Below are 25,135 nucleotides of genomic sequence, written 5' to 3'. Positions count from 1 at the left end.
CAACCTAGATAGCACTCAAACTGGTCACCAACTCTCTTACCCTTAATTCGGATGTCTGGCGAAGGCCACCGCAGGGCGAGAAGTCGGCAACTGCGTCATTTTCAGAAACCTGCACAGAGCATGACGCATGAATCTCGTGAACGGCTGCCCTCTGGATGATCTTAGTTACGTTCTCGGGCGTAACGCCTGCACCCGGCATGACACTGATCCGGCCTATGGCCGCTGTGGCCATCTCACGAATTACAGCTTGCCCAGCCTCAGCCGTGGCTTGACCTCCCGATGTGAGAACACGCTCGAACCCGAGATCAATCGCCGTTTCCAGCGCGGCAAACGGGTCCGGTACAACATCGATCACACGGTGGAGCGTCCGGCCCATGCCGGATGCCCGGTCTGACAAACGGGCCAGCAGCTCCCGGTCCAGTGTACGATCTCCGCGCTGCGCACCCAGAACAACACCAGCAAGACCCAAATCCTTTGCCAGCTTAATATCACTTGCCATGATCTCTTTTTCCGTTTCAGAAAAATGAAAGAGACCGGCGCGCGGACGGATCATGGCATAGACCGGAACAGGTAATTGGGCGGCGGCTCGCATCAGTCCTGCGGATGGCGTCAGTCCGCCTTCAGACAAAGCAGAGCAGAGTTCGATACGCCCGGCACCACCACGAACAGCAGCCCAGGCGCCTTCCATCGTATCAACACAGACTTCGAGCAACATGCGATCTGCTTATCCGGTTTCGGCCAATGGACTGAGAGAGTGAAGATCCTTGGAGATGCGTATAAAGTTGTCTTTAGACCTGCCCAAAAGGTTGAATGGCTTTCCATCAAACAGCTCCGCCGGCGTTTTTGTAGCGGCACGCAGGGCATCGGCCAGCGGAATGTCAACCTGGTCAACCAAAACCCTGACAGCGGTCAATAGATCCAGATCCGCACCTGCCAACGTGCCGTCCTCTAGGGTCAGCCTCCCGTCTGATCGGAGAATTTTTCGTCCATCCAGCTCGAACGAGGTCATAGATGTTCCGGCAACCGCCATGGCATCGCTGACCAGAAACACCTCTCCAGGACCGCTTTTTGCGGATAATGCAATCCGCATCATTTCCGGATGAACATGGATCCCGTCAGCAATAAGACCGGCGGACAAGGCGCCCGTCCCAAGGGCGGCTCCGACGACACCGGGCTCCCGGTTGCTCATTTGGCTCATCGCATTGAAGAGATGTGTGACGCTTTTGGCGCCAGCCGCCGCATAGTCTTGAACAGTCGCGTAATCAGCATCCGAATGACCAATTGAAACGAGCGCTCCCGCCTGGCTCAGCTGCCGAACCTGCTCGAGAGTTGTGTTTTCCGGTGCAACGGTCAAAAGCAGAGCTGGGAGCGAACGGGCTGCCACCAAGAGGAAGTCAATGTCCTCATCGTCCATCGGCCGGATATAGGCGGCGTCATGCGCCCCTTTTCGAGCAACAGACAAATGCGGCCCTTCCAAATGCAATCCAGCCACCCCAGGAACGCATTTCTCGGTAGCCTGAGTTACCGCTGCAATTGCCGCCTTGGTTTTTTCCCGCGTGTCCGTGATCAAGGTCGGTAGAAAAGCCCGGGTTCCCAAAGACCAATGGGCTTCGGCAATCCGGCGAACGGTCTCAACACTTGGATCATCGTTGAGCATGACGCCGCCACCGCCATTCACCTGAAGATCAACGAATCCCGGAGAGATGATCTCACCGCCAAGATCAATGACTTCAGCGCCGCTGAAAATCTCAACGCCGGCGCCAAATGTTTCAACTCCACTCGCGCCGAACCGGACAGCGGCGCCCTCATGAAGTTTGACCCCGTCAAAAACCGCGGCCGCCTTGAAAACGATGGCCTGTGTCATACGGTTTCCGTGACCTTGTTCAAATGCCGTGGGGCATCCGGGTTGATGCCCTGGAGCCCCGCAACATGTTCTACCAAACCATAGAACGACACAATCGAGGCGATCGGATCGGTCAGCCAATGATCCGTGCGGACGATCGGCAACACATTTGCCCGCTGCGCTTTTTCACTGTTGACGAAGACAGCCGCTCCCATTTGCGACAGTTGATCAGCAACATCAACAACCGCTTGCTCGGCGGCATCGGCGGCGGCAAACACAATGACCGGAAAACCATGGGATACAATGGAAACAGGGCCATGCAAGACTTCTGCAGAGGAATAGCTCTCAGCATGGATCTGGCAAGTTTCCTTGAACTTCAGAGCCGCCTCATTGGAAACAGCCCATGAGGGGCCGCGCCCCAACGTGAACAATGATCCGATGTCATTTTCCGGTGCAGCTTCACGCCAATCGCAAGCAACAGCGTCCTTCAAATGCGCTGGCAAGTTCCGGATTGCAGCCAAGAGACCCGTGTCCGCCTTCAGCTCAGCGAGCAACCACAGGCCGGCAACCAACGATGTGACAAACGTCTTGGTCGCAGCGACTGACAGTTCCGGCCCGGCGTGGATCGGAACAGTCGCGCTTGCTGCTTCACTCAAGGGTGACCCCGGATGGTTGGTGATGGCCAGCGTGGTTGCGCCGGACTTGGCCAAAGACCGGGTCATTCGGGTGATGTCCGGGCTTTTGCCGGACTGAGACACCGAAAAACACAGCATGCCGTCTGCCTTAAGACTGGATCCGTAGACAGAAGCAAGTGATGGCCCGACAGATGCCATTGGCAGACCCAAAAGCAACTCGGCAGCATACTTCAGATATGTGCAAGCATGATCGGAAGACCCCCGCGCAACAGATAAAAGGCAACGCAGGTCGCTGTCCCGCAACTCTGAAGAAATTCGCTTTATATCCACATCCCCAGATGTCAGTAAGCGATCGACCGCGGCAGGAATTTCCGCAATCTCCTGTTTCATTTTTGTAGGAGGAGATATCACTGAAGGGCCCTCATCGATCAGACAGCCGGAGCTCTGCAACAAAGTCATAGGCGTCTCCGCGATAGATGGATTGTGTGAATTCCGCGACCCGTCCGCTTTCCAGGTAAGAAATGCGCTGGATCCGAAGACCTGCAGTACCTTCAGGAACACTCAAGAGGTGGGCGTCGGCAGGTTCAAGGTTGACGGCGGCGATTTTCTGGACGGCACGAACAGGACGATGGCCATGTTTTGCAAGCACTTCGTAAAGCGACGTCACAACTTCGAGCGGATTGGGCAGTATGTCCAAAGGAAGAGCTGCGCGCTCCAGTGCCATCGGCTGACCACCCGCCTCCCGAAGGCGGTAAATGCGCGCCACTTGATCGTCCGGCGTTAAGGCCAAAGTCTCAATCTCTTCCGCATTTGGCATGAAAACACCGCGCTCCAGCCATCTGGAAGTCGTTTGCATGCCGCGGTTGGCCATGTCCTCAGTGAAGGAGGTTAGATGGGACAGCGACTGCTCCACCCGTTGCGTTGTTTCCCGAACAAAAGAGCCAGAGCCCTGACGCTGCTCGATCGCCCCATCCTTAACCATTTCCTGAATGGCCTTGCGCACCGTCACCCGTGAAAAACCTGTTAGTTCTGCGATTTCCCGCTCTGGAGGCAACGAACTGTTGGCCGGAAGCAGCCCGGTTTCGATAGCTTCTTCAAGTCGATGCCGAAGCTGCACGTATCTCGGCCCGGCATTTTGAGAAAACCACTGATCAGGCATCAGGAAATCATTCAGCATGCGACCTGCACCTCTTTTGCAAACTCCCGCGCGATGGCAATTGCACCATCGATCGGCGACCCGGCTGCTGAGCGTAGATTCTTGCGAACAGGTTCGGTGAGAAATGGCGCCAGGTGAGGTGCAAGACCACCCGTCAAACAAACTGGCATCCCCGCCGACCATCCGAGATGCCGAAGGTTTTCGTCAAAATGCGATACAGCTTGCCCTATTAGCTGCTGCGAAATGGGATCATCGGATTGAGACAGAATTTCTGGCGCCAGAGCGCCAAAATCTGCTGGCGCCGCGGTGATTGCAAACGCCAGTATTCCCGCAACTCCGCCAAAGCGGTCATTTAACGCTTCGGCCAAGACAGTTCGAGGAAACAGACCATCTTCGGCATCAAGGACAAGAGCCAAAGCGGATTTGCCAAACCAGGCTGCTGAGCCGAAGTCACCAAGAACCGCCCCCCAGCCACCGGAAAACCTCGTCGTCGCATCAACCTGAACACCAAAGAACGACCCTGTACCGCTATGGATCAAGGCTCCATCTTTGCACCCAAGAGCCCCGAGCAATGCCGCCGGCCGGTCATCTTCAACCTTTATGCGCCTAAGCGGAACACCGTCTAGCAACTGTTCGCGGTCTCGGTCTGCCTGATAGCCAGCCAGGGCAAAATAGGCGGGAACGCGTGCGAGTTCGCCCTGAGCAAGATCTGCTTTGCCTGCGAGAGCCTTCAATCCAACGTTGATCTCCGAGAGAGCTGCATAAATGTCCGTTGTCACATTGGCAGAGCCGACTTCGACACGGATATCCGCAGCTGGCGAACTCAACGCCAAACGGCAGCGCGTACCGCCGCCATCAACCGCCAAAACCCACTGATCCGAGAAATCAATCATATAATACCTATATAATACCTTTTGATAAAATCAACAGAAAAGAGATACCAAACTCCTAATTGGATATAGATTCGTTTGCCTATCCACAAATTTCGATTAACATCTGGACAAATGGTATTACAAAGGTATTATAGCGAAAATTTACGGAGGATCGCGTGCCTGAGGCAGCCACGGAAAAACTGCACAATCTTGCTTCTGGATTGGATTCACGTCCTTTAGAGGACGTCGCAGCGATCCTTATTGATGGTCAGGTCTCGGCCGCTCAGGCAACTTCTACAGCAACGGAACTCATCGCCGCAGCTGCCGACGACATGGCCACTTCAATAAGCACCGGCGGGGCCCTCTACTATATCGCCGCAGGCTCGTCAGGCTTGATGGCAGCGGCTGATGCAATGGAGCTTGGCGGCACATTCGGCATTCCGGAGCATCAGGTCCAAATCCTTATGGCAGGCGGTATTCCCACATCCGCGCATATGCCGGGCGACACGGAAGATGCGACGACCAGCTTGGCAGCAGATCTCGCAACACTTTCGAAAAACGACACGATTATTGTGGTCTCAGCCAGTGGCTCCACACCATACACCCTTGAGGCAGCACGTCTTGGAAAAGAAGCCGGCGCGACGGTCATCGCAATCGCAAACAACCCGAATGCGCCGCTTTTTGCAATGAGCAAGCACGCCATTTATCTGCCAACCGCGCCCGAAGTCGTCTCCGGTTCGACCCGCATGGGAGCAGGTACGGCCCAAAAAATCGCTTTGAATGCGCTTTCGACACTGATGGCCCTGAACCTGGGGCACATCTACGACGGCATGATGGTGAATTTGCGCGCTGACAACATCAAACTCCGGGATCGTGCCGAGCGGATGGTGGCAACGATCACCGGAGTTTCTGATGGAGATGCCACCGGTGCACTCAAGTCAGCGGATGGCAATGTCAAGACAGCCTGCCTTTTGGCCGCTGGCGCGAGTTCGATCGAGCAGGCAATCAGTCTTTTGGAAAACACTCGCGGGCATCTGCGCCCAGCGCTGGAACAAATCCGGGCGGAGACCCGGAAGAAAAAACCATTTCTTCAAACAGAGGGGAAAGCATCATGAAATTGAGAACCCTGGGCATTGCTCTTGCAAGCACCGCACTTTTGACGACTGCCGCAATGGCTGACGATGTCACGCTGACAATTGAAAGCTGGCGGACGGACGATCTGACGCTGTGGCAGGACAAGATCATCCCGGCCTTTGAAAAAGACAATCCTGGCATCAAAGTCGTCTTCTCTCCGACGGCTCCGACCGAATACAACGCGGCGCTGAATTCAAAACTGGAAGCCGGCAGCGCGGGTGACCTTATCACCTGCCGCCCATTTGATGCCTCCCTCGCACTTTACGAAGCCGGTCACCTCTCTGCGCTTGATGACATGGAGGCCATGTCCAACTTCTCCGATGTTGCAAAGTCCGCCTGGCAGACTGACGACGCCTCTGCGTCGTTCTGCGTTCCGATGGCCTCCGTCATTCACGGGTTCATCTACAACAAGGATGCTTTTGAAGAGCTTGGCCTTGAGGTTCCAACCACGGAAGCCGAGTTTTTCGGGGTTCTGGATAAGATCAAGGACGACGGCAGCTATATCCCGATGGCCATGGGTACGAATGACCAGTGGGAAGCAGCCACCATGGGCTACAACAACATTGGCCCAAACTATTGGAAGGGCGAAGAAGGCCGTCTCGCACTGATCAAGGGCGAGCAGAAACTGACCGATGAGCAATGGGTTGCCCCATACGCAACGCTTGCCAAATGGCAACCTTATCTTGGGTTCGGCTACGAGGCACAAACCTACCCCGACAGCCAAAACCTGTTCACTCTGGGCCGCGCAGCGATTTACCCTGCCGGCAGCTGGGAAATTGCAGGCTTCAACACACAGGCTGATTTTGAAATGGGCGCGTTCAAGGCACCTGTGAAAGCTGACGGCGATACCTGCTACATCTCGGATCACACGGACATCGGAATTGGTCTCAATGCAGCAAGTCCGAATGCCGATGCCGCAAAGACGTTCCTGGCTTGGGTTGCCAGCCCCGAATTCGCATCGATCTTCGGCAACGCTCTACCGGGTTTCTTCCCCTTGTCGAAAACACCTGTCGAACTGGAAGACCCGCTTGCGCAAGAGTTTGCCAGCTGGCGCGGGGAATGTGAGTCCACCATCCGGTCGACTTACCAGATCCTATCGCGCGGGACGCCAAACCTGGAAAACGAAACCTGGGGCGCAAGCGTGGCTGCTATCAAGGGGACCGAGACACCAGAGGCGCTAGGAGCGAAGCTTCAGGAAGGCCTATCTAGCTGGTACGCACCGCACCAATAAGCCTGTCCCTTCTAAACAAACAATCCGGGTAGCCATCTAGCTACCCGGATCGGAACCGGAGGCCGCATGAACCGCCCCCGCATACGCTGGCATATTGCCGTTTTCCTGGCACCCGCCGTGCTGGTCTATACGACAATCATGATCTTGCCGCTGTTCAACACCCTGCGTCTGGCGCTCTACAGCCGGATAGATCAGGAGCGGATTTTCGTCGGCCTGCAAAATTTCATGACGTTGTTCGGCGACCCGGTCTGGGCGGACCAGTTCTGGAACGCCCTCGGCAACAATGTCTGGTTCTTCGTGATCCACATGCTGGTGCAAAACCCGATCGGGATTGCACTTGCAGCATTGCTGTCTCATCCCAAACTCCGATTTGCAGCGCTTTACCGATCCGCGATTTTTATCCCGACCATCCTGTCATTCGTGATTGTCGGTTTCGCATGGAAACTCATTCTGTCTCCGATTTGGGGCATCGCCCCGACAATGCTGAGTTCTGTCGGTCTCGGTTTCTTGTACCAACCTTGGCTCGGCAAGGAAGAGTATGCGCTGACAACCCTGTCGCTGATCTCGGTCTGGCAGTTTGTCGGCATCCCCATGATGCTGATCTACGCAGCGCTTCTAACCATCCCGGAAGAGATTCTGGAAGCTGGTGAGATTGACGGCATCACGGGAATGAACGCCTTTTGGAAAATCAAGCTGCCATTGATCTTGCCATCGATCGGGATCATCTCAATCCTCACATTTGTCGGCAATTTCAACGCGTTCGACTTGATCTACGCCTCGCAAGGTGCCCTCGCCGGCCCGGATTTCTCGACCGATATCCTCGGCACATTCTTCTACCGGACTTTCTTCGGCTTCCAGCTTCAGCTCGGCGATCCGCATATGGGTGCAGCCGTTGCGAGTGCCATGTTCGCCATCATTCTCGTCGGAGTCTGTATCTACCTGTTCGGCATTCAGACCCGGCTCCGCCGGTATCAGCTGTGAGGTCAAGACCATGAGCCAGGCCCGCACAAATCCCTTCAATTCTGTAGCCATGCACGGCGCGTTGATCCTCTACACGCTGATCGCGCTCTTCCCAGTATTCATTATCCTGATCAACAGCTTCAAAAGCCGGAAATTCATCTTCCGGGAGCCTCTGGCCTTGCCAAACGCCGAGAGCTTTTCAATGATCGGCTACCAGACGGTCATGAAACAGGGAGATTTCTTTCTCTACTTTCAGAACTCGATGATCGTCACCGTGGCATCGCTGTTCTTCATTTTGCTCTTCGGTGCGATGGCCGCGTTTGCCCTCAGCGAGTATCGGTTTCGCGGCAACATGATCCTTGGCCTCTATCTGGCGCTCGGCATCATGGTGCCGATCCGGATCGGCACTGTCGCAATCCTTGAAATGATGGTCTCCACCGGGCTGGTCAACACGCTCTGGGCGCTGATCCTCGTTTATACGGCCCAAGGTCTGCCACTCGCGGTCTTCATTCTGACCGAGTTCATGCGTCAGGTCTCGGACGATCTGAAAAATGCTGCCCGCGTCGACGGCCTCAGCGAATACACGATCTTCTTCCGGCTGGTGCTGCCACTCGTCCGGCCGGCCTTGGCAACGGTCGCCGTCTTCAACATGATCCCGATCTGGAATGATCTCTGGTTCCCATTGATCTTGGCACCTGCGGAAGAGACCAAGACGCTAACACTCGGCAGCCAGGTATTCATCGGGCAGTTCGTAACCGACTGGAACGCGGTTCTCTCCGCTCTTTCCATGGCAATCCTTCCGGTACTGATCCTCTATGTGATCTTCTCGCGACAGTTGATCCGCGGCCTAACCTCAGGAGCAGTCAAATGATCCGAGCTGTCATTGCGGGCCTCGGCAACATGGGATTGTCCCATGCGCTCGCTCTTCACAAACTTCCTGGCGTGGAAATCGTTGGCCTCGTAAACCGCTCTGAGGTCGAGCTTCCTGAGGAGCTGCAGCCCTACCCGCGCCTCAAAAGCTTCTCAGAAGGACTGGAACTAAAACCGGATCTCGTCGTGATCGCCACCTACTCCGACAGTCACGCAGACTATGCCTGTGCGGCCATGGAAGCCGGGGCGCATGTGTTCGTAGAAAAACCTTTGGCCACAACGGTATCCGATGCCGAGCGGGTTGTTGCCAAGGCGAAAGAGACAGGCCGCAAACTGGTGGTTGGTTATATCCTGCGTCACCATCCGTCCTGGATCCGGCTAATCGAGGAAGCCCGTAATCTCGGTGGTCCGTTCGTCTTCCGGCTCAATCTCAATCAGCAGTCGTCTGGCGCGGAATGGGAAACGCACAAGGCCTTGATGCGGACCACAAGTCCGATCGTGGATTGCGGTGTGCATTATGTCGATGTCATGTGCCAGATCACCGACGGCAAACCGCTTCGTGTCCATGGCATGGGCGTAAGGCTCTCCAATGAAATCGCCGAGGACATGTACAATTACGGGCAGTTTCAGGTGGTTTTCGACGACGGATCTGTTGGCTGGTATGAAGCTGGTTGGGGACCAATGATGTCGGAAACCGCCTTCTTTGTGAAAGACATCGTCTCGCCTAACGGCTCGGTCTCCATTACCGATGGCAACAAGGGCGCTTCCGCAGATATCGACGGCCACACCAAGGTCGGCAGTATTCTCGTCCACCGGCCAGACGGGGATGTGTCCATTGACATGCCGGATGAGCCCGGCCACCAGGAGCTTTGCGATGCAGAGCAAACCTATATGGTGCGCGCCATTACCGAAAATATTGATCTGACGCGCCATATGCAGGACGCCGTTCAATCCCTCGCCATTTGCCTAGCGGCGGACGAAAGCATCCGCACGGGCCAACCGATCACCTTAGGAACAGCGCAATGACCGCTCTTTCTCTCAAAAATGTCTACAAATCCTTTGGCGCTGTTGAGGTTCTCAAGGACATCAACATTGAGGTTGAAGAAGGCGAGTTTGTTGTTTTTGTCGGTCCATCCGGCTGCGGCAAATCCACGTTGCTGCGGATTATCGCCGGATTGGAAGACGCCAGCTCAGGCGAGGTGAACATCGGCGGGAATGTCGTCAACACCACCCCGCCCTCGAAGCGCGGCATCGCCATGGTGTTCCAGAGTTATGCGCTTTATCCGCACCTCAACGTGCGCGGGAACATGTCTCTTGCGTTGAAGCAGGAAGGCCATAGCAAGGCAGAGATCGCGAGCCGCATCACGGAAGCCAGCCGGATGCTCAATCTGGAAGACTATCTCGACCGGTATCCGTCGGAGCTTTCCGGCGGCCAGCGTCAACGGGTGGCGATCGGCCGGGCGATTGTCCGCCAGCCGAAGCTGTTCTTGTTTGATGAACCACTCTCGAACCTTGATGCGGCACTGCGTATGAACACGCGGCTGGAGATTGCCAATCTGCACCAACAGCTCGGAACCTCCATCGTCTATGTGACGCACGACCAGACCGAAGCAATGACGCTGGCCGACAAGATTGTCGTTCTCCGGGCCGGGCGCGTGGAACAGATCGGCAGCCCAATGGAGCTCTACAACAATCCGGTCAACCAGTTCGTGGCAGGTTTCCTTGGGTCTCCGTCAATGAACTTCCTGCCAGCAGAAACCGTGACACCCGGTGACACCCGGACGCTCGGGATACGGCCGGAAGATCTGGTTCTGTCCGCAGAAGGCCCGATCAAGGCGACGGTTCAGCATGTCGAGCATCTCGGCGGAGACACCAATGTCATCGCCATGACTGGCGACAAACAGATCACCGCACGGTTCTTTGGACAGCATGACATACCCGCAGGCCAGCAGGTCGCACTCGGGTTTGCGCAAGAGAAGGCCCGCTACTTCGATGCGAACGGTGTTCGCAAGGCCTGAGATCGGGACAACGCATCAGCTGGCGAGATCGCCATTCTGGCGTGCCCATACCAAAAGCTCGTCAGATGGCATTGGCTTGGCGATGAAATAGCCCTGCACCACATCAACTCCCAACTCGGCGATGAGATCCCATTCCGCCTGTGTTTCGACACCTTCAGCGACTGTGGAAAGGCCCAGTTTTTTGGCCAACGATACGCTGGACTCCAGCATTGCGCGGGCTTCATCGTCTTGGGGTGCGCCATCGACGAACGCCCGATCGATCTTCAGCTCGGTGAACGGGATGCGTTTCAGCTGCTGCATCGACGAAGCGCCGGTGCCGTAGTCGTCAATGGCAAGTCCGACGCCCTTCATCCGTAAACGCGTAAGGATCTCGAGCGGCGCTGCAACATCCTCCATGATCCGGCTTTCGGTTACCTCGATGATCACGGAATGCGGATCGATGGCTTCCTTTGCGATCGCCGCAATAACCAGATCGAACACCTCGTAACGCGTTAAGGAATCTACGGAGAAATTCACCGCCACCTTGATGTCGAGACCTTCGCTCTGCCATCCAGCTGATGTGGCCATCGATTTCTCAAACACCTGACGCGTCATTTCGTCGATCAGACCGTTTTCTTCAATCACTGGCACAAAGGCGATTGGTGGGATCAACTTGCCATCTTCGCCGCGCCAGCGGACCAATGCTTCAACCCCGATCAATTTCCGGTCCGGTACTGCGACCTTCGGCTGGAAAAAGACATCTATCGCTCCGCTCTCCAACCCAGCTTTGATTGTCTCAAGCGGAAGACTTTCAATCGGTCCGCGTCTCGCAGCTGTTTGTTGGGCAACGTGCTTGTCGAGCAAGACCTTAAGCGGATCGGGTTTGATCGGCTTTTGAATAGCCCCAAGGACTTTTAGCCGATGCGCCTCGGCAAGCTGCGTTGCTGTTTGCAGGATCCGCTTGTCCTCGCCGCTCACCAGGATAATCGCGCAGGGCGCATCCCGCTCGGCAAGGTGGCGCAGAAACTCTAGACCGTCCATGCCCGGCATGTTTAGGTCGCAGAGAATGACATCGGGCGCATGGGCCTCCACAGCGTCCAGGCCCTTGGCACCGTCCTCCGCCGACAGGACCGTGTCATATCCAATTCTGGTCAGTATCTTGGTCGTTAAGGTCGTGATGAACGGGTCATCATCCACGATCAACACCTTGGCCATGCCCATATCAAGGGTCCAGTTCTCGTCAAAGGTCAGCAATGTGGGACGCAATCTGTTGCATTATTGGCCGAAGCTTTGGAAACTCCACGTTAATGGCAGCCCAATCGTCTGCTTTTCCAGCCTTCTCCAGACTCAAACTGAGATCAGCGAGTTCATTCGCGCCGACAGCCCGCGCCGAGGACTTGAGTTTATGACCCGCCGCGCCAACTGCGGCCGCATCTTGTGCTTCAACGGCGTCTGCAATTTCTCCAACAACATGCCATGCAGGATCAACAAAATCAGTCAGAACCTCATGGATGGTCTCTCGATCATCTCCAAAGATCTCTTCCAAGGGCGACAGATCAATCGGCGCATGTTCAGCGGTGTTCATTGGTGAACCGACGGCGGTTGCGCTTCCATCTTGACGGCTAGTTTCGGTAGGCAAATCAACACAATTGACCGCTGCATGCGGCAGCCAGCGCTTCAGCATTTCCTTGAGCTTTTTCATCTCAAGGGGTTTCGGCAGAAAATCATCCATGCCCGCTTCAAGACACCGGTCGGCTTCGCCTTGAAGCGCATTTGCGGTTATCGCGATGATCGGAAGCCGGGGTGAACCGTTGGTCTCGTACAAACGGAATTGGCGCGCCATTTCCAACCCGTCCAACTTCGGCATGTGCACGTCCGACAGAACAACGCCAAAGCGGCCGGATCGCATCGCTGCCAGCCCGGCTTCACCATCTTCCGCGATCTCGCATTGATACCCTAGAAGACGCAACTGCCGCTGAATGACATCCTGGTTTGTTTTGTTGTCCTCTATCACCAGAACCAATTCACCATTGGCCACGGCCGCTTCTGCGTTCGGTGCAACGTACCCGTCCGCCTCGACCGAGGGAGCCTGTCTAATAGCGCGGGGTGAAGCCCGTCCCATCGCAACACAGAGAGCATTCAGCAAGTTTCGGCGCGTGAGCGGTGTGGCTGGCACAACTGTCGTATCCGGCAACTCCAGCGGCGTTCCAAGATCGGCCATCCGGCGTTCGATGACAAATCGTGTTTTCTGAAGATCCCCATCGGCGCGGAAACGCTCCCGTAGATCCGATCTTGCCGTTTCCTCATACCCGAGACCTAACAGGACAGTGTCGTATGGAGCCGACTTTTCATGCGCCTCAGTTGCTGTTTGAAAAAGAAGCTCCGGCTCGCTCACAAGGTCAACGGAAATGCCCGAGCAACCAAGGTAGGTCTCAACAAGAGTCCTCCGTATCGGGTCATCGGGCACAAGTGCCAGAACCTTCACACCCGCCAGCTCATGGCCGGTTTCGACACCTGCCTCTTCAACGATCTCGTGTGTCAATGTGACTATAAAGGTGCTGCCGACACCTGGACTACTTTCCACGTCGATTGTTCCACCCATCATGTCAACCAAGCGCCGCACAATGGTGAGCCCCAGACCCGTGCCGCCAAACCGGCGGGTGGTGGACACATCGGCCTGCTGAAATGGTTGGAAGAGCATTGCCGTCTGTTCCGGGGTCATACCGATCCCGTGATCTTGCACCTGATACCGGACGGTAGCTTGGCCTTCTGAAATCTCATGCAGATCCACCCGAAGCGTGACCTGGCCGGTCTCAGTGAATTTCACTGCGTTGCCAAGAAGGTTGAACAAGATCTGGCGCAGCCGAACTTGGTCTCCTGCAACTTCTGCCGGAATCCTTGGATCGCTATAGGCGATGAAATCGAGGCCTTTGGCACAGGCGTTCGGCCCCATGGTTTCACCGACGCCCTCCGCGACATCAAGAATGGACATCGGGATCATCTCCAGGTCCAACTTGCCAGCCTCAATCTTGGAAAAATCAAGGATGTCGTTGATGATGGTCAGAAGGGCAAAGGCAGAGTCCCGGATGGTCGAGGCCATTTGCCTCTGATCGTCGTCCAGATCGGTATGAGTCAACAGATCAATCATGCCGACTACACCATTCATCGGCGTACGGATTTCATGGCTCATGGCAGCCAGAAACATATCCTTGGCCTTTGTGGCACTTTCGGCCTTTTCCCGAAGCTCCTCAGCTCGCTTGCGGTTCGCCTCGGCCTTTTCCATCATGTCCAGTGTGGCCTGACGCGCCTCCTTCAGTTCTTCCATTTGCCGAAGCAGCTGATGGCGCGCCGTAACCCGTTCCGTGATGTCGGAATAGGTGCTGACAAACCCGCCGCCCGGCAACGGCCCGCCTTTGACCTCCATGTAGGTGCCGTCCGGGCGCGCGCGTTCAAAGGCGTGTTCTTCGAAACACCGAACTTTCTGCATCAAGCCCTGGACGATCTCGTCCACATCTCCAGGCCCGAACTCACCGTGCTCGGCGTCAAAACGAATGAGGGCTTCGACGCTTTGGCCTTCGAAGACCAGCTCGTCGGGGTAATGGCGCATGTCGCGGAACTTCTGGTTCCAGGCGAGAAGCTTCAGGTCCTCACCGAACACAGCAACGCCCTGGATCATGCTTGAAAGCACGCTTTCGAGCAGTCCGTCCCTGTTCATCTGCATGCTCCCTAATGCCCGACCAGATCAATCCGTCAGGTTCAACCCCGCATGGACCCGTTCAATCAACGCCAAGGCTTGGCGTTGGCATTTGTGTTCCATCAACCACGTAAACACGGCACCGGGCCCGGCTTGCGGCAATTCGTCAGGCGCAACGATCAAAGCCAAGTCCCGGAGTTGACCGTTAATGGAAACCATCATTCGGCCATCCGCCGCGAATTCGTTCGGCAGCGCCATCACGTGTTCGTCCGCCGGCCAAGCGACATCCGTCAGCCGACCCGCGCTGCTGCGGATAGAGATACCTGTGCCCTGTCCGGCATCCCGGCGCCATAAGGCCACAGTATCCGGCAAGGTGCACCGTGGACCGGAACTGTCGACGCTGACATGCCAGATGCTCGGCGGCACCATGAACGCACCATCAGTGACCCTAGATGCGCCCATGACATCGGATCGCGCGTCCGGATCACCGACAAGTGCAAGGACCGCCGACCAACCCGCAGCGTCAGTTTTTTGAGTTGAGGCCTCATTATTAGCCGCCGGTTCACCAAAGTACGGCCCCTCGAGGACTTGCATTTCACCGCTTTGGGATAGGAGAGTGAGTTTGGCGCCCTCCGGCAAGTTGATCGACTGCCCGGTTACCAATCTCGTTCCCGGCGCGATTTCGTCTGTACCGCTGACCGCGACAACGACGATCTCCGCATGCGCTGGCAGCAACATCACCGCCAATGCTGACAGGCAAATCCAAAGTCTTTTCGCCATCTTCACTCCTCAGGCGCTGGTGAAGCGTCACTTCTCCGACAAGACAACCTTCGTGCCAGACAGCCCTTTTTCCAGCCGGGCCAAATGAAACCGGGATGGCCCGTCATCTGACTTGATAGTCAAAACCCGTTCAAAAAGGGTTTTTGCAACCTCTGAATCTTCGTTCAGCTGATCGTAAGCAGCGATGTAATCCTGAAACCAGGTTTCCTCGGAGACGCTTTTGGGACTTGGTTCGAAACAGCCAAGGGTCTGCTGCCGCCCCTTCAGAACAACTTCGCCGAGGGGCCGGAAGACAAAATCAGTATTCCCTTCAAGCCGGTCCAGAACAGTCTGACTAACGCAGATGCGAGAGCCAATATATTTGTTGGCACCTTCCAATCGTGCCGCTGTGTTCACCGTATCTCCAATACCGGTGTAATCGAAGAAACGGTGACCACCGAAATTCCCGATCACCGCATCGCCGCAATGCGCCCCGATGCGGGTCACGCCCAGCGACACACCCTGGTCCAACAAGGATTTCCGATACCGCTCCGCGGTCTGATCCAGCTCTACAGCGAGGGCGACCGCCTTCGTTGCTTGCCCCGGATCATCTTCGGGTGCCCCCAGGAAACAGACCACCGCGTCGCCGATCAGCTTGTCGAGCGTTGCCCCATGACGGAAAACCACGTCACAGACTTCATCCAGATATCCATTCAGGATTTCTGCGACGCGATCCGGCGGCAACCCCTCAGAAAGGGTCGTGAACCCAGCCAGGTCGGTAAAAACATACGTGACCAAGCGCTTCTCTCCGCCCAGCGCAAGTTCAACTTCACCCGTTGCCAACCTTCTGACGACTTCCGGACTAACGTATTTTTCAAAAGCCGACACCACGAACGCACGCTCCAGCCGGTCCTGCCGCCATCGCACAAGAGCCAGCAGAAAAACACTTGCCGATGCTGCGGTCACAGGGCCGAGAACCGGGAGCAAAGCGGTCCCCGCCTGCATTAATCCCCAAGCCATCCCCCCATAAAGACCGAGGCAAATCACGAAACCGGTGAAAAACACCTTTGGCTGCCGGAAGATCGTAAAGACAACGGCCGAAACGGCGGCGAAGAGGATAAGCAACCCAATTGACTGGGCAAAGGTTGGAACTGCAAGCGAGCGTCCGGACAACAACTGCGCCAGCACATGAGCATGGATCTCTATGCCTGGCAGGTCCCCAGCCTCGACACCCTGAACGGAGGCTAAAGGCGTCGCATGGCGGTCCGTGCCCGGAAGATCCGTTCCAATCAGAATATATTTGCCGGTAAACCAGTCTTGAGGAAGAAAGGCGACGGTATGGGCGGGGTAGCGCGGGAACGGCCCCGCCTCATCAGCCGAAAGCCCGGGGTACAGGATCCGGCTGTCAAAAGGCGTCTTTTCAAAACGCTGATTTGCAAGCGCTTCGGTGAATAGCGGTGTCTCGCCATCATTGACGGGCAGATGCCGCAGAATGCCATCTGCATCGTCTCTTTGCAAAATCACAGACCCCGGTTGCCGGCGTTCCACCACGGACCCCAAATAAGCAGTTTGTTTTTCCGTCAGAAGACTGGCGGGAACGGTCGCCAGTACAACAGGGGTCGCCAAATCATCGAGAACCTGAAACATCCGGGCGTCTTTTTCAGGTTCACTCGGACTGTCCAGCAATACATCAACACCGATCCCTGCCGGTTTGGCCGCGTCGAGTGTGACCAAAAGTTCAGCCAAAAACCCGCGGTCAATCGGCGAGCGGTAAGGGAAAGAAGCCAACGTATCTTCTGTGATCGTAACGATCACAATATCCGCGTCGGAGACTTGCTCGCTGGGCATGAACTCCAAGACGCCAAGGTCGCCAACGATCGGGTCAAGTCGGCTGGCAACCGGTATCGCAATCAGCACTGCAAACAGCGCTGCGCAAACCGCACTGCCCCAGCGCCCCAGAAAACTGGTTTCAGGTCTGCCGGGCGGCGACGAGGTTGTCATCGCGGGCTGCCAAATGTGTTTTGCCAGTCGACAGCTGAGAACACCTTAGTTCGGTGCATCAAATCGTTGGACTTCTGATTGCGTGCCATCGGCATAAGTCAACTGCACAGATATGAACTGCGTCGGCTTCGGAATGGTCGCATGAACGGTCGACCCAGGCCCGCTGGAAGGGATTGCATGCGGATTGTCGGGATCGCAGGCACCGATCTCAAACGTCTGATCCGGCGCATCCGTATCCAATCCATAACGCACTTCATCAATGGCGCACCGGTAACTGATCAAATGGGTGAAATAGACCAGCCGCTTGCCGTCATAGTCCCGGTAGCTGAGCCAGCCATTCGGCATCCTTTCCAAGATATCTTTTTGCCCTGCGATGAGGGCCAGGCCCGGACTGAACTTGATCTGGAACGGTCCCTGTTCTTCGCCGCGAATGTCGGTGTATTTGACCGCAATATCCATTTCGCCAGCGTTCCCGGGGAGCTCGATCATCGGATAAGCGATCGGCCGGCCAGTCGTTGGATCCATGGAATTCGCCATGAAACCGGTCGACTTGAAATCCTGATCCGGCAGTTTGACGAAGATCTCTTGCGTGCGGTCGGCGATCGCCAGATTGATCATCCAACCCTGATTGCTACGCATGGCATTGATTTTGACCGGATTGCTGAGGGCAGCGGTGTTCATGACCGATAAGGCCGCCAACCGTGTCTTGGCATCTTCCTGCCATTGGGCGGCCATCTGCTGGTCGATGAAGTATCTCAGGAACCGTCCTTCATCGACGCGCTGCTGGAATTTCTGCAACAGCTCCAGTTCCTGGGTCTTGTCGGCAAGGGATTGCTGCCCAACCCGCGCCGCAGAAAAATCCTGGCTCAGAGCGTAATAAGCCGGTGTGAAATCCGGATATGCATCAATGAACGCAGCCATGCGGCGAACGCGTTCCTCGCGCTCTTCCAGCAAGATCTCGGCGAAGAGTGTTGTTGGATCGCGCCGGCCTTGCGAAAAGGCATTATAGACTTCGCGCGCGCCTGCCCGCCCCTCCTGGATTTTCAGCACCGATTGGAACCGGACATGCGGATCGACTTGCGGTTCTCCGAAGGCGAAGTATTTCAGATAATCCTGACGTGCTTTGGGATAATCGCCTTTGATCTCACGCAGACGCGCATTGGCGTAAAACTCATGCGGTCGCTGCGGATTTTCGACCAGCAACGACCGGCTCTGGATCTTGGCGAAAAGCTGTTCGATGTCTCCAGAAGCCCCTGAGCCGATTTGGGCAAGCCTTGCCTTGGCAAGTTCAGAGAACGCCCCTTGGGGGAACCGGTCCAGATAGGCCTGGATCTGCTGGCGATCATCGGAGTCCTTCACATCGTTCCAGAACTGCAGTTCGACCTGAATGGCATCAGCACTGAGCGGCGCTGCCGATTGTGCTCCGGTGTCCTGCGTTGTTCCGCCAGGCAGCAGCACGATATCCTGTGTCAAAGAGGAGTGGTCCCACGGCACCTGTTCGCCGCCCGTTGCCTCGACCACTTGCTGGCGAACGCGCTTGAAGACCGTTTCAATCGACGCGCCAGGAACAAGCATTTCACGGGCAATTGCAGCGGTGTAAGGGCTGTTCAATCCAGCTCCGTCTGTCGCGGTGCTGCCAGGGGCTGTCGCAAAGGAAATGAAGCTTCCGCGCGGTGTGCTGGTCAGAAGGGAAAAACCACCGGCGGTCCCGCCCGCAGAGCGTGTCAGAGCTGTGTTGCGGCACGCATCCAGGATGACGATGTTTGCGCCTTCATGTGAGCTCTCAACTGCGGTGAGCACCCAGTCGACCGAAAGAGCCTCGAACTCAGCATCAACTTCATCCCGCAAATCCGCTTCAAGCGGCGCTAGATAGTTCTTTCCACCCGCTTCAAACCCGTGCCCAGAATAGTAGAACGCCGACAAGGAGCCCTTCGGCGCTGCTTTCAGTTTGTCGGAGAAGTCCCGGACCGAGCGTTTCATGGTGCGCAAGTTGGCGTTCAACACGAGCTCTACCGTAAACCCGGCGGATCTGAGACTGTCTGCAACCAGCGCGGCATCGTTTGCCGGGTTTTTCAACGCAGTCAGTGTCTTACTGTCATAATCGGCATTACCAATGACTAAGGCGTGCCGCTCACTTCCAACTGCAGAACCGCATATGGTCAGAATAAGCACAAACGCCAGAAACATGGTGTTTTTGAAAAGACTTCCCGGCAATGTCAGGGCCATCTCACGCCTCCGTTGACGGATATGTTCCGATAATTTGATATGAGAAAGAACGTAACGTCAATTGTAGGCGTCTACAGTGCCCGACCTTTTTAAAATTCGACGTCAACCGACCCGCCAACTGTGTTGAGCCGACAGCTCATGCTTTTATCTCAGGGCTCTATCTATTGAAAAAGGCTTTTGTTTTCGCAGCGAGTTCTGATTTTGGATGGTAAGTGCACCCGTCAATAACCTCCAGATCACCCACCTTGTTCAGAGTATGCAATTTGCGTCCAGGCCACAACGGCCCTGGTGTCAGCGTTTCATGAACCGACTGCTGAAACGTTGTCGGACTTAATTCGTCGACGCGGGCAAAGGCGAGTGCCGCTCCATAGCCGTTTCGGCAATCCTGGACCGGACGCCACAAATCTCCGCCCTGCGAAAAGAACCGTCCTGCCGGCCGAGCGGCACGGTCATCAACGAGGACAGGATTTTTCTGGTGGGCTTGCCAAGGGCCGAACATGTCATCTGCATAATAGAGGCTCAAACAGTCGGAATACCCGCCGACACCGTTTCGGGTGACGGCAAACATCCAGAACCGCCCCTCATACTCAATGATGGTCGCATCTGCCGCCTCCACACCAGACAGCAGGACAGTGTGCCGCTCCCATTGGCCGGGAAATCTTGCTGCCCGGTAAAGCACGACTTCCTTATTTGTGGAGCTTTCCGGGATCATCCAGAACTCTCCATCCCGTTCAAAAACAAAGGGATAAGAAAGATGCCACGGTTCTTCCAGAACCGTCGATGCTTCGCCAACCGGACCATCTTTTGTCATCTCCACCATTGAGATGACACCCTTTTGGGTGTCGTGTGGCAAGGCTTCGAAAAACAAAAAAAAGCGACCATCCTTCTCAATTGGAAAAGGATCGGCGAAGAACGTGTTGTGCGGGCTTTTGAGAACGTGCCAAGGCTCTCCGCTCAGGTCACGGGTGCCCGCAACGCCCTCACCGTCAACAAATCTCCAGCCCACCCGCCAATGGGACGTGAAGAAAAACGCTCTGTAGACAGATCGTATCAGGGTGACAGCAGCCTCCCGCAACATCCGGCTCAGAACCTGTTTCTGCGTGACCGCTTGAGATACCTCTGTTTTCATTGGCGTGCCGTGCGCGTGAGATCCTTCCACGACCTTTTTGATCAGAACCGCAACCCGTGAAAAGACGGCGTCCATTGCGCCACGAAGTCCTTTTGCGGCTTCGAACGAGGCGGTTCCGGAAGCCGCAACAGTGCCGGTTTGCAGATCAACTATTTCTATGAATGGTGTACCTTTGGTCATCAAGGCAGCGAACAGGGCTTCCTCTCCGCGGACACCGTTGTATCGGACCTCAAAAGTCTTGGAGCCGGTACTGCCACTTCCACTAGCGGTGAGGTCGAACACAAGTTCGGTTTCCTTTCCGCCGATCTGAGGCAGGTTCGAACGGTCCAGATCGCTCATTCCTGAGGTCGGATCAGTGCCGAGAATGCGACCCTCAAGTTGAAGGGCCGTTTTGAGTTCCCTGGATACAGACGCTGACGGTTCTTTCAGCTGATAGACCACCTCAGCTGACTGTGACGTTTTGATAAGCTCTGCTAGATGCAACAACCAGCGTCGGCACCGGTCTGTTTCAACAACGATCCCGATCTTCATGAGACCGCCATAACCTGATGCTTGTCCGTGGAGAGGTCTTTGCCAGTCGCAAGGGCTTCATACGCATCCACCATGGCATTCAGCGAATACCGCTCTTTCAAATCACCGCTTCGGTCACGAAATGTCTGCGCCACTTTCGAATCTTTCAAGACCGTGGCAATGGCACTCGCGAACGCTTCGGGGTCCATAACGTCAACGAACAGAGCACATGGTTTGCCATTGGCTTGAAGCACTTCCCGCAAAACCGGCAAATCATTGGCCACCACGGGAACACCCGCCTGTGCTGCTTCGATGGCCGCAAGCCCGAAACTTTCTGCAGCAGATGGAAATGTGAACACGTCCAGACTGGCGAGAAATTCACCGATCTGGCTGGGGGCAAATTCACCCAGGAAGTGAACACGGGATGCTATTTCGAGTTTGCCGGCTTCATTTTGCAGACGCTCAAAATCCGGGCCCTGACCCGCAATCGCAAAGTGCCATTCCGGCTGATCTGCGAGAAGTGTGAAAACCTTGTCAATTTGCTTGGCCGGGTTCAGTCGCGCGGAAACACCAAGAAGCGGCACACCTTGCGGCAGCCCAAGTTTCTTTCGGGCCGAGGCTTTGTCCATCGCATAGTCTTTGGTCTCAAACCCTTGCGGTATCAAACCCAGTCTCGACACATAACGTTTTGGGTATCGGCCATAGGTATCGAGCAGAAAGTTGGAATTCACAGTGACCCGGTCGTAGATCCCGGCGATCCCGAGCCCCTTGTCGAGAAGGGCGACCAAAGGATTGATCAAGCTGGGGGCTGTCACCTGATTGGCAATGACGACAGGACAGCCTGCAAGCCTGGCGACCGGCGCACCGATTACATTCCCAAAATGCTGAAAGCAAAAAACACAGTCCGGCTTGAAGTCCCGAATGGCCTTGTAGAATTCTCCGATGAAAGAAAAGAAACGCCACTTGGACGGCCGTGTTTGACACACGATAACTGTGTCCGAAGGCGCCGAAAAATCTTCCGACTTCTTGTAAAAGAAAAGATGCCGGACTGTGTGACCACGGTTTGTTAAGTGTTCACCGAGGAGACGGGAGACTTCCTGAGCACCGGCATTTTCCGCCTGCGTTTGGATAAAGAGAATGCGTTGCCCACTCATGCTCACGATTCCTTCGTGTCCATGCGATCCGGTGCCAGTCCGCCCAGGATACGGGTTGCCGTCACATTGTACCCTGTGGCAGCGCGTGACCGGATGCTCACCAGAACAGCCATTGCGACAAGCGATACCGTCGTGGCAGCAGCTGCGCCGGTTATTCCGAACATTGGAACAATCAGAAAGAAACCAGCCACGCGTAAGAAAACGCTGAGAGCGACGATCCGTAAATAAGCCCCCTCATGCCCGGTCAACATCAACACGGGCGCCGCCGGGCCTGTTGCTGCCATTGCGGCACTGCCGACACATAGGATCACCAGAACATGATAGTAAGCCATATACTCTGAGCCAAAGATCATGAGCAGCCAGTGACCGGCGACGCCAACAACAAATAGACCGCCAAGAACTGCAAGCGCCGTCAGAATTGCAAGGGTCTGCAACAACCGAAGCAGCCCGCCCTCATCCGCTTTGTAGTAAAGCTCTGGAAATTGCCGCATGGCAAACATGTTGAACGCGTCCGCAACAGACGCAAATCCGTTGGCAAGCCGGGTTGTGACAAAATAGGCCCCCGCGGCCATCGGATCGAGCAAATAGCCAACCAGAACGACATCGAGATATTGGTTGGAGGCTTCCAAAATACTGGCAAACCAGAGCCGCGTGGATGATGGCAACCAACGCCGAATGGCGAACTCCGGTTTGGCCACAAATATCTTCGGATGTGTTCGGCGCAGGACCCGGGTTAGGAAAAAAACCTGAACGGCAATCGCAACGACTTTTCCGAGGACAATCAAATTGACAACAGATGTGACGGATGAGCTCCGGTCAAAGACGAGACAGATGATGAGCACAACGTTTGCAAACAGCAACGCTGTCAACTCTCTCTGACCATCACCGACCAATATGCTGACAATCGACCGGGCCAAGCTTGAGAAGAACAGCAGAAAGACAGCAGCAGTAACAAATAATCCGGCGCTCAAGGCTGCCGCTCCATTGCCGTAGAAATAGACAATCCCCGCCATCACTACAGCGCCTAGAGTTGCGCCTAGGGCTGAAATCAACAGCCCAAACACGATCCCGCCTTTGGCAACCGAAATTCGCCCGGCGGCAACATTTTCGTTCCAGATCCGGATGATCAGCATTTCCTGGCCGAAAGCTGCGGCAACAGCTGCCATGGAAGCCGCACTGAAAAACAGCGCAAACTGGCCGAACTGCTCCTCGCCCAACACGCGTGCACTCAAGGTGAAGAGAGTGAAGGCCGACAGGATAGAGGCAGCTTTGACCATCATCGAGATGATCACACCCCGCGTTTCAGCCCTAAGTGCGAACGATGCCAGAGAGGCGAACAGGTTTTTCATGCCTATGGAACGAAGCCCTTTCGGATGGCCTGGCCGAGCACCATGCCATTAATAGTAATCAAAAGCCCGAGGGCGAGCGGGGAGAATAAAGCCTCTTCCTGAAAAATTCCGTTCACAAGAACGGTTAACAAAGCAAAACTCGCGGCAATGTGAAGAGATGCACCTGTAAAGGAAGCCACCCTAAGTGTTTGGCACCCAAGCCAGATGTATACCCCAAGTAGAAAAAACGCAGCTGGTCCCATTTGATAGAGCAAAACTCCAACCGCGCTCTCGATTGCGACCGGCGTGCGCCCTGCGGCCTGGTAGGCTGGCCAGTCCAACTGGGTAAAGTCGGTGCCGAGGTTGCCTCCCACACCGATGCCATGTCCGAACGGGAAACCAAAAAAACTATATAGCCCCCCCATGAAGCCAAGCACGTGAAAGTCGCCGATCTGAAGCCCGACCACAATTCCCGCGACGGCATAGAGTGCCAGTACAAATCCTGTGACCCAAAGGCTCAGCCGCGCGCCGAAGAGTTTGAATGCAAACCATGCTCCGAGCACCAAAATGAAGAGAATTAAAGCGCCTTTTGCATTGGCAAAGACCAGCAAGGGGAAGAGCAGCACCGCCATGATAAAGGAGCCGCGAAACAGTGCGAATACCAGCAGGAACACCACTGCATAGGAATAGCTGATCGCGTGCATATTTGGGCCCATGAGGCGAATTACCCGCAGATCCAATCCGTCCAGCAAGGGTGTATTGAACAAATCAACCTTGAAAGCATCAAGAAAGCCCAGCATGACATAACCGGTCTCCCGCGCATCTTGGTCCCAAGCAAGAGACAAGCGTGCAGAACGCGTGTCCAGTTCCCAGTAACTCTTACCGCCGGTGAAGTAGAGCCAATCCTCCCGAAAAATCAGTTCGATGTATCCCATCAGAAGGAATATCGCACTAATGATGAAAAGCGGTGTGTTCAGACTGAATTCGAACCGCCAAGACGTTATCAAGGCGATCTGCAAGATGAGTATCGGCGTCAGAATGTTCCGAAGGTAGATGACAGCCGGGGTCGGGTTTTGAACGAAGCCTGTCAAAAAATAAAAAATGACTAGCGCAACAACGCCAAACGTCAGGTTCATGATCAGATCAATTGATGCGTTTTGCCCACGAAACCGTGTCCAGTAACTGACGAAAAAGGTGGACCAAATCGAGACCAATATTACAAAGTTGTATCCGCGAATGATCTTGAATTCATCAGGCCCACTGAGATTAGACGAAACCAATGAAACAAAGAAATTCTGGAACAGCAGCGCAATCATGACGCTGACAAGCGCTAAGCGGGGCGCATAGTTTGCCAGAAAAACGCTCAAAACCATGACCATCGGCACGGCAATTACCGGAGAAAAAATATGCACCGCGACCGGTAGTCCGATCAGGAAAAAGCCGGAAATCACTGCAGCTATAGAGCCCAAGGGCTCGCGGCTCCAGTCAGACCCCTCAGAAACCAGGCCATAGGGTTGATTTTTATCGACAGTTCTCACGCAAATACCAAGCTCTTCGGGGCTGTCGTCCTGAGCATTCCGTCACGCCGAAGACGTTTATGTTTAACGGATAGTTATTGATTGATTGCTAAGTTTTT

The 25,135-nt window shown here is 55.3% G+C and carries 20 protein-coding genes; 6 read left to right on the top strand and 14 right to left on the bottom strand.

Translation table 11 applies throughout. The features are described 5' to 3' along the window. Positions 1 to 4: 4 nt before the first annotated feature. From ACQY4Z_RS16805 to ACQY4Z_RS16785, 5 genes are read right to left on the bottom strand one after another with little or no spacing between them, the layout of a single operon-like run. Complete coding sequence (locus ACQY4Z_RS16805; RefSeq protein ID WP_428523128.1) at positions 5 to 715, bottom strand: copper homeostasis protein CutC; 711 nt, start codon at positions 713 to 715, stop codon at positions 5 to 7. 9 nt (positions 716 to 724) lie between these two features. Then, positions 725 to 1,864 (bottom strand): N-acetylglucosamine-6-phosphate deacetylase, encoded by a 1,140-nt coding sequence (gene nagA, locus ACQY4Z_RS16800; RefSeq protein ID WP_428523126.1) that lies wholly within the window; start codon positions 1,862 to 1,864, stop codon positions 725 to 727. After that, positions 1,861 to 2,868 carry an SIS domain-containing protein gene (locus ACQY4Z_RS16795; RefSeq protein ID WP_428529591.1) on the bottom strand — a complete coding sequence of 336 codons (1,008 nt, stop codon included), beginning with the start codon at positions 2,866 to 2,868 and terminating at the stop codon, positions 1,861 to 1,863. The genes nagA and ACQY4Z_RS16795 overlap by 4 nt, the downstream gene beginning before the upstream one ends. Positions 2,869 to 2,899: 31 nt before the next feature. Further along, positions 2,900 to 3,655, bottom strand: a complete 756-nt coding sequence (locus ACQY4Z_RS16790; RefSeq protein WP_428523124.1) for a GntR family transcriptional regulator — start codon at positions 3,653 to 3,655, stop codon at positions 2,900 to 2,902. Further along, a complete protein-coding gene (locus tag ACQY4Z_RS16785; RefSeq protein WP_428523122.1) occupies positions 3,649 to 4,527 on the bottom strand; it encodes a BadF/BadG/BcrA/BcrD ATPase family protein in 879 nt (292 codons plus the stop codon). The genes ACQY4Z_RS16790 and ACQY4Z_RS16785 overlap by 7 nt, the downstream gene beginning before the upstream one ends. Positions 4,528 to 4,682: 155 nt before the next feature. On the opposite strand from ACQY4Z_RS16785, the gene ACQY4Z_RS16780 reads away from it, so the two are divergent. The 6 genes from ACQY4Z_RS16780 (at position 4,683) to ACQY4Z_RS16755 (ending at position 10,719) form a co-directional block, all read left to right on the top strand. Beyond that, positions 4,683 to 5,621, top strand: a complete 939-nt coding sequence (locus ACQY4Z_RS16780) for an N-acetylmuramic acid 6-phosphate etherase (RefSeq protein ID WP_428523120.1) — start codon at positions 4,683 to 4,685, stop codon at positions 5,619 to 5,621. Further along, positions 5,618 to 6,871, top strand: coding sequence for an ABC transporter substrate-binding protein (locus ACQY4Z_RS16775; protein WP_428523118.1), 1,254 nt, complete (start codon positions 5,618 to 5,620; stop codon positions 6,869 to 6,871). Before ACQY4Z_RS16780 ends, ACQY4Z_RS16775 begins: the two co-directional genes overlap by 4 nt. Positions 6,872 to 6,937: 66 nt before the next feature. Continuing rightward, the gene (locus tag ACQY4Z_RS16770) at positions 6,938 to 7,852 is read left to right on the top strand and encodes a carbohydrate ABC transporter permease (RefSeq protein ID WP_428523116.1); all 915 of its coding nucleotides are present in this window, start codon (positions 6,938 to 6,940) and stop codon (positions 7,850 to 7,852) included. Between the two features lie 10 nt (positions 7,853 to 7,862). Further along, complete coding sequence (locus tag ACQY4Z_RS16765) at positions 7,863 to 8,702, top strand: carbohydrate ABC transporter permease (RefSeq protein WP_420339958.1); 840 nt, start codon at positions 7,863 to 7,865, stop codon at positions 8,700 to 8,702. After that, the gene (locus ACQY4Z_RS16760; RefSeq protein WP_428523113.1) at positions 8,699 to 9,727 is read left to right on the top strand and encodes a Gfo/Idh/MocA family protein; all 1,029 of its coding nucleotides are present in this window, start codon (positions 8,699 to 8,701) and stop codon (positions 9,725 to 9,727) included. The genes ACQY4Z_RS16765 and ACQY4Z_RS16760 overlap by 4 nt, the downstream gene beginning before the upstream one ends. Next, a complete protein-coding gene (locus ACQY4Z_RS16755) occupies positions 9,724 to 10,719 on the top strand; it encodes an ABC transporter ATP-binding protein (protein ID WP_428523111.1) in 996 nt (331 codons plus the stop codon). Before ACQY4Z_RS16760 ends, ACQY4Z_RS16755 begins: the two co-directional genes overlap by 4 nt. Positions 10,720 to 10,734: 15 nt before the next feature. On the opposite strand, the gene ACQY4Z_RS16750 is transcribed toward ACQY4Z_RS16755, so the two are convergent. The 9 genes from ACQY4Z_RS16750 to ACQY4Z_RS16710 form a co-directional block, all read right to left on the bottom strand. Further along, positions 10,735 to 11,964, bottom strand: coding sequence for an EAL domain-containing response regulator (locus tag ACQY4Z_RS16750; RefSeq protein ID WP_428523109.1), 1,230 nt, complete (start codon positions 11,962 to 11,964; stop codon positions 10,735 to 10,737). Then, positions 11,939 to 14,413 (bottom strand): PAS-domain containing protein, encoded by a 2,475-nt coding sequence (locus tag ACQY4Z_RS16745; RefSeq protein WP_428523107.1) that lies wholly within the window; start codon positions 14,411 to 14,413, stop codon positions 11,939 to 11,941. The genes ACQY4Z_RS16750 and ACQY4Z_RS16745 overlap by 26 nt, the downstream gene beginning before the upstream one ends. Positions 14,414 to 14,440: 27 nt before the next feature. Next, complete coding sequence (locus ACQY4Z_RS16740; RefSeq protein WP_428523105.1) at positions 14,441 to 15,172, bottom strand: hypothetical protein; 732 nt, start codon at positions 15,170 to 15,172, stop codon at positions 14,441 to 14,443. A 27-nt stretch (positions 15,173 to 15,199) separates the two neighbouring features. Next, the gene (locus tag ACQY4Z_RS16735) at positions 15,200 to 17,152 is read right to left on the bottom strand and encodes a CHASE2 domain-containing protein (RefSeq protein WP_428523103.1); all 1,953 of its coding nucleotides are present in this window, start codon (positions 17,150 to 17,152) and stop codon (positions 15,200 to 15,202) included. A 45-nt stretch (positions 17,153 to 17,197) separates the two neighbouring features. Further along, positions 17,198 to 19,378, bottom strand: coding sequence for a caspase family protein (locus ACQY4Z_RS16730; RefSeq protein ID WP_428523101.1), 2,181 nt, complete (start codon positions 19,376 to 19,378; stop codon positions 17,198 to 17,200). 157 nt (positions 19,379 to 19,535) lie between these two features. Continuing rightward, positions 19,536 to 21,038 (bottom strand): glucosamine inositolphosphorylceramide transferase family protein, encoded by a 1,503-nt coding sequence (locus tag ACQY4Z_RS16725; protein ID WP_428523099.1) that lies wholly within the window; start codon positions 21,036 to 21,038, stop codon positions 19,536 to 19,538. Then, entirely contained in the window at positions 21,035 to 22,171 is a 1,137-nt protein-coding gene (locus tag ACQY4Z_RS16720; RefSeq protein ID WP_428523097.1) for a glycosyltransferase family 4 protein, read from the bottom strand. The genes ACQY4Z_RS16725 and ACQY4Z_RS16720 overlap by 4 nt, the downstream gene beginning before the upstream one ends. Before the next feature lie 2 nt (positions 22,172 to 22,173). Further along, positions 22,174 to 23,520, bottom strand: a complete 1,347-nt coding sequence (locus tag ACQY4Z_RS16715) for a polysaccharide biosynthesis C-terminal domain-containing protein (RefSeq protein ID WP_428523095.1) — start codon at positions 23,518 to 23,520, stop codon at positions 22,174 to 22,176. 2 nt (positions 23,521 to 23,522) lie between these two features. Next, positions 23,523 to 25,037, bottom strand: coding sequence for a hypothetical protein (locus ACQY4Z_RS16710; protein ID WP_428523093.1), 1,515 nt, complete (start codon positions 25,035 to 25,037; stop codon positions 23,523 to 23,525). Positions 25,038 to 25,135: the final 98 nt, after the last annotated feature.

The organism is Roseibium sp. (assembly GCF_965276855.1).
Lineage (GTDB): Bacteria > Pseudomonadota > Alphaproteobacteria > Rhizobiales > Stappiaceae > Roseibium.
This window is presented reverse-complemented; position numbering and strand designations above follow the sequence as displayed.

Coding starts and splice junctions, on each gene's coding strand:
- ACQY4Z_RS16805 (WP_428523128.1), bottom strand. CDS start 715: ATGTTGCTCGAAGTCTGTGTTGATACGATGGAAGGCGCCTGGGCTGCT.
- nagA (WP_428523126.1), bottom strand. CDS start 1,864: ATGACACAGGCCATCGTTTTCAAGGCGGCCGCGGTTTTTGACGGGGTC.
- ACQY4Z_RS16795 (WP_428529591.1), bottom strand. CDS start 2,868: ATGAAACAGGAGATTGCGGAAATTCCTGCCGCGGTCGATCGCTTACTG.
- ACQY4Z_RS16790 (WP_428523124.1), bottom strand. CDS start 3,655: ATGCTGAATGATTTCCTGATGCCTGATCAGTGGTTTTCTCAAAATGCC.
- ACQY4Z_RS16785 (WP_428523122.1), bottom strand. CDS start 4,527: ATGATTGATTTCTCGGATCAGTGGGTTTTGGCGGTTGATGGCGGCGGT.
- ACQY4Z_RS16775 (WP_428523118.1), top strand. CDS start 5,618: ATGAAATTGAGAACCCTGGGCATTGCTCTTGCAAGCACCGCACTTTTG.
- ACQY4Z_RS16770 (WP_428523116.1), top strand. CDS start 6,938: ATGAACCGCCCCCGCATACGCTGGCATATTGCCGTTTTCCTGGCACCC.
- ACQY4Z_RS16765 (WP_420339958.1), top strand. CDS start 7,863: ATGAGCCAGGCCCGCACAAATCCCTTCAATTCTGTAGCCATGCACGGC.
- ACQY4Z_RS16760 (WP_428523113.1), top strand. CDS start 8,699: ATGATCCGAGCTGTCATTGCGGGCCTCGGCAACATGGGATTGTCCCAT.
- ACQY4Z_RS16755 (WP_428523111.1), top strand. CDS start 9,724: ATGACCGCTCTTTCTCTCAAAAATGTCTACAAATCCTTTGGCGCTGTT.
- ACQY4Z_RS16745 (WP_428523107.1), bottom strand. CDS start 14,413: ATGAACAGGGACGGACTGCTCGAAAGCGTGCTTTCAAGCATGATCCAG.
- ACQY4Z_RS16740 (WP_428523105.1), bottom strand. CDS start 15,172: ATGGCGAAAAGACTTTGGATTTGCCTGTCAGCATTGGCGGTGATGTTG.
- ACQY4Z_RS16735 (WP_428523103.1), bottom strand. CDS start 17,152: ATGACAACCTCGTCGCCGCCCGGCAGACCTGAAACCAGTTTTCTGGGG.
- ACQY4Z_RS16730 (WP_428523101.1), bottom strand. CDS start 19,378: ATGGCCCTGACATTGCCGGGAAGTCTTTTCAAAAACACCATGTTTCTG.
- ACQY4Z_RS16725 (WP_428523099.1), bottom strand. CDS start 21,038: ATGAAGATCGGGATCGTTGTTGAAACAGACCGGTGCCGACGCTGGTTG.
- ACQY4Z_RS16720 (WP_428523097.1), bottom strand. CDS start 22,171: ATGAGTGGGCAACGCATTCTCTTTATCCAAACGCAGGCGGAAAATGCC.
- ACQY4Z_RS16715 (WP_428523095.1), bottom strand. CDS start 23,520: ATGAAAAACCTGTTCGCCTCTCTGGCATCGTTCGCACTTAGGGCTGAA.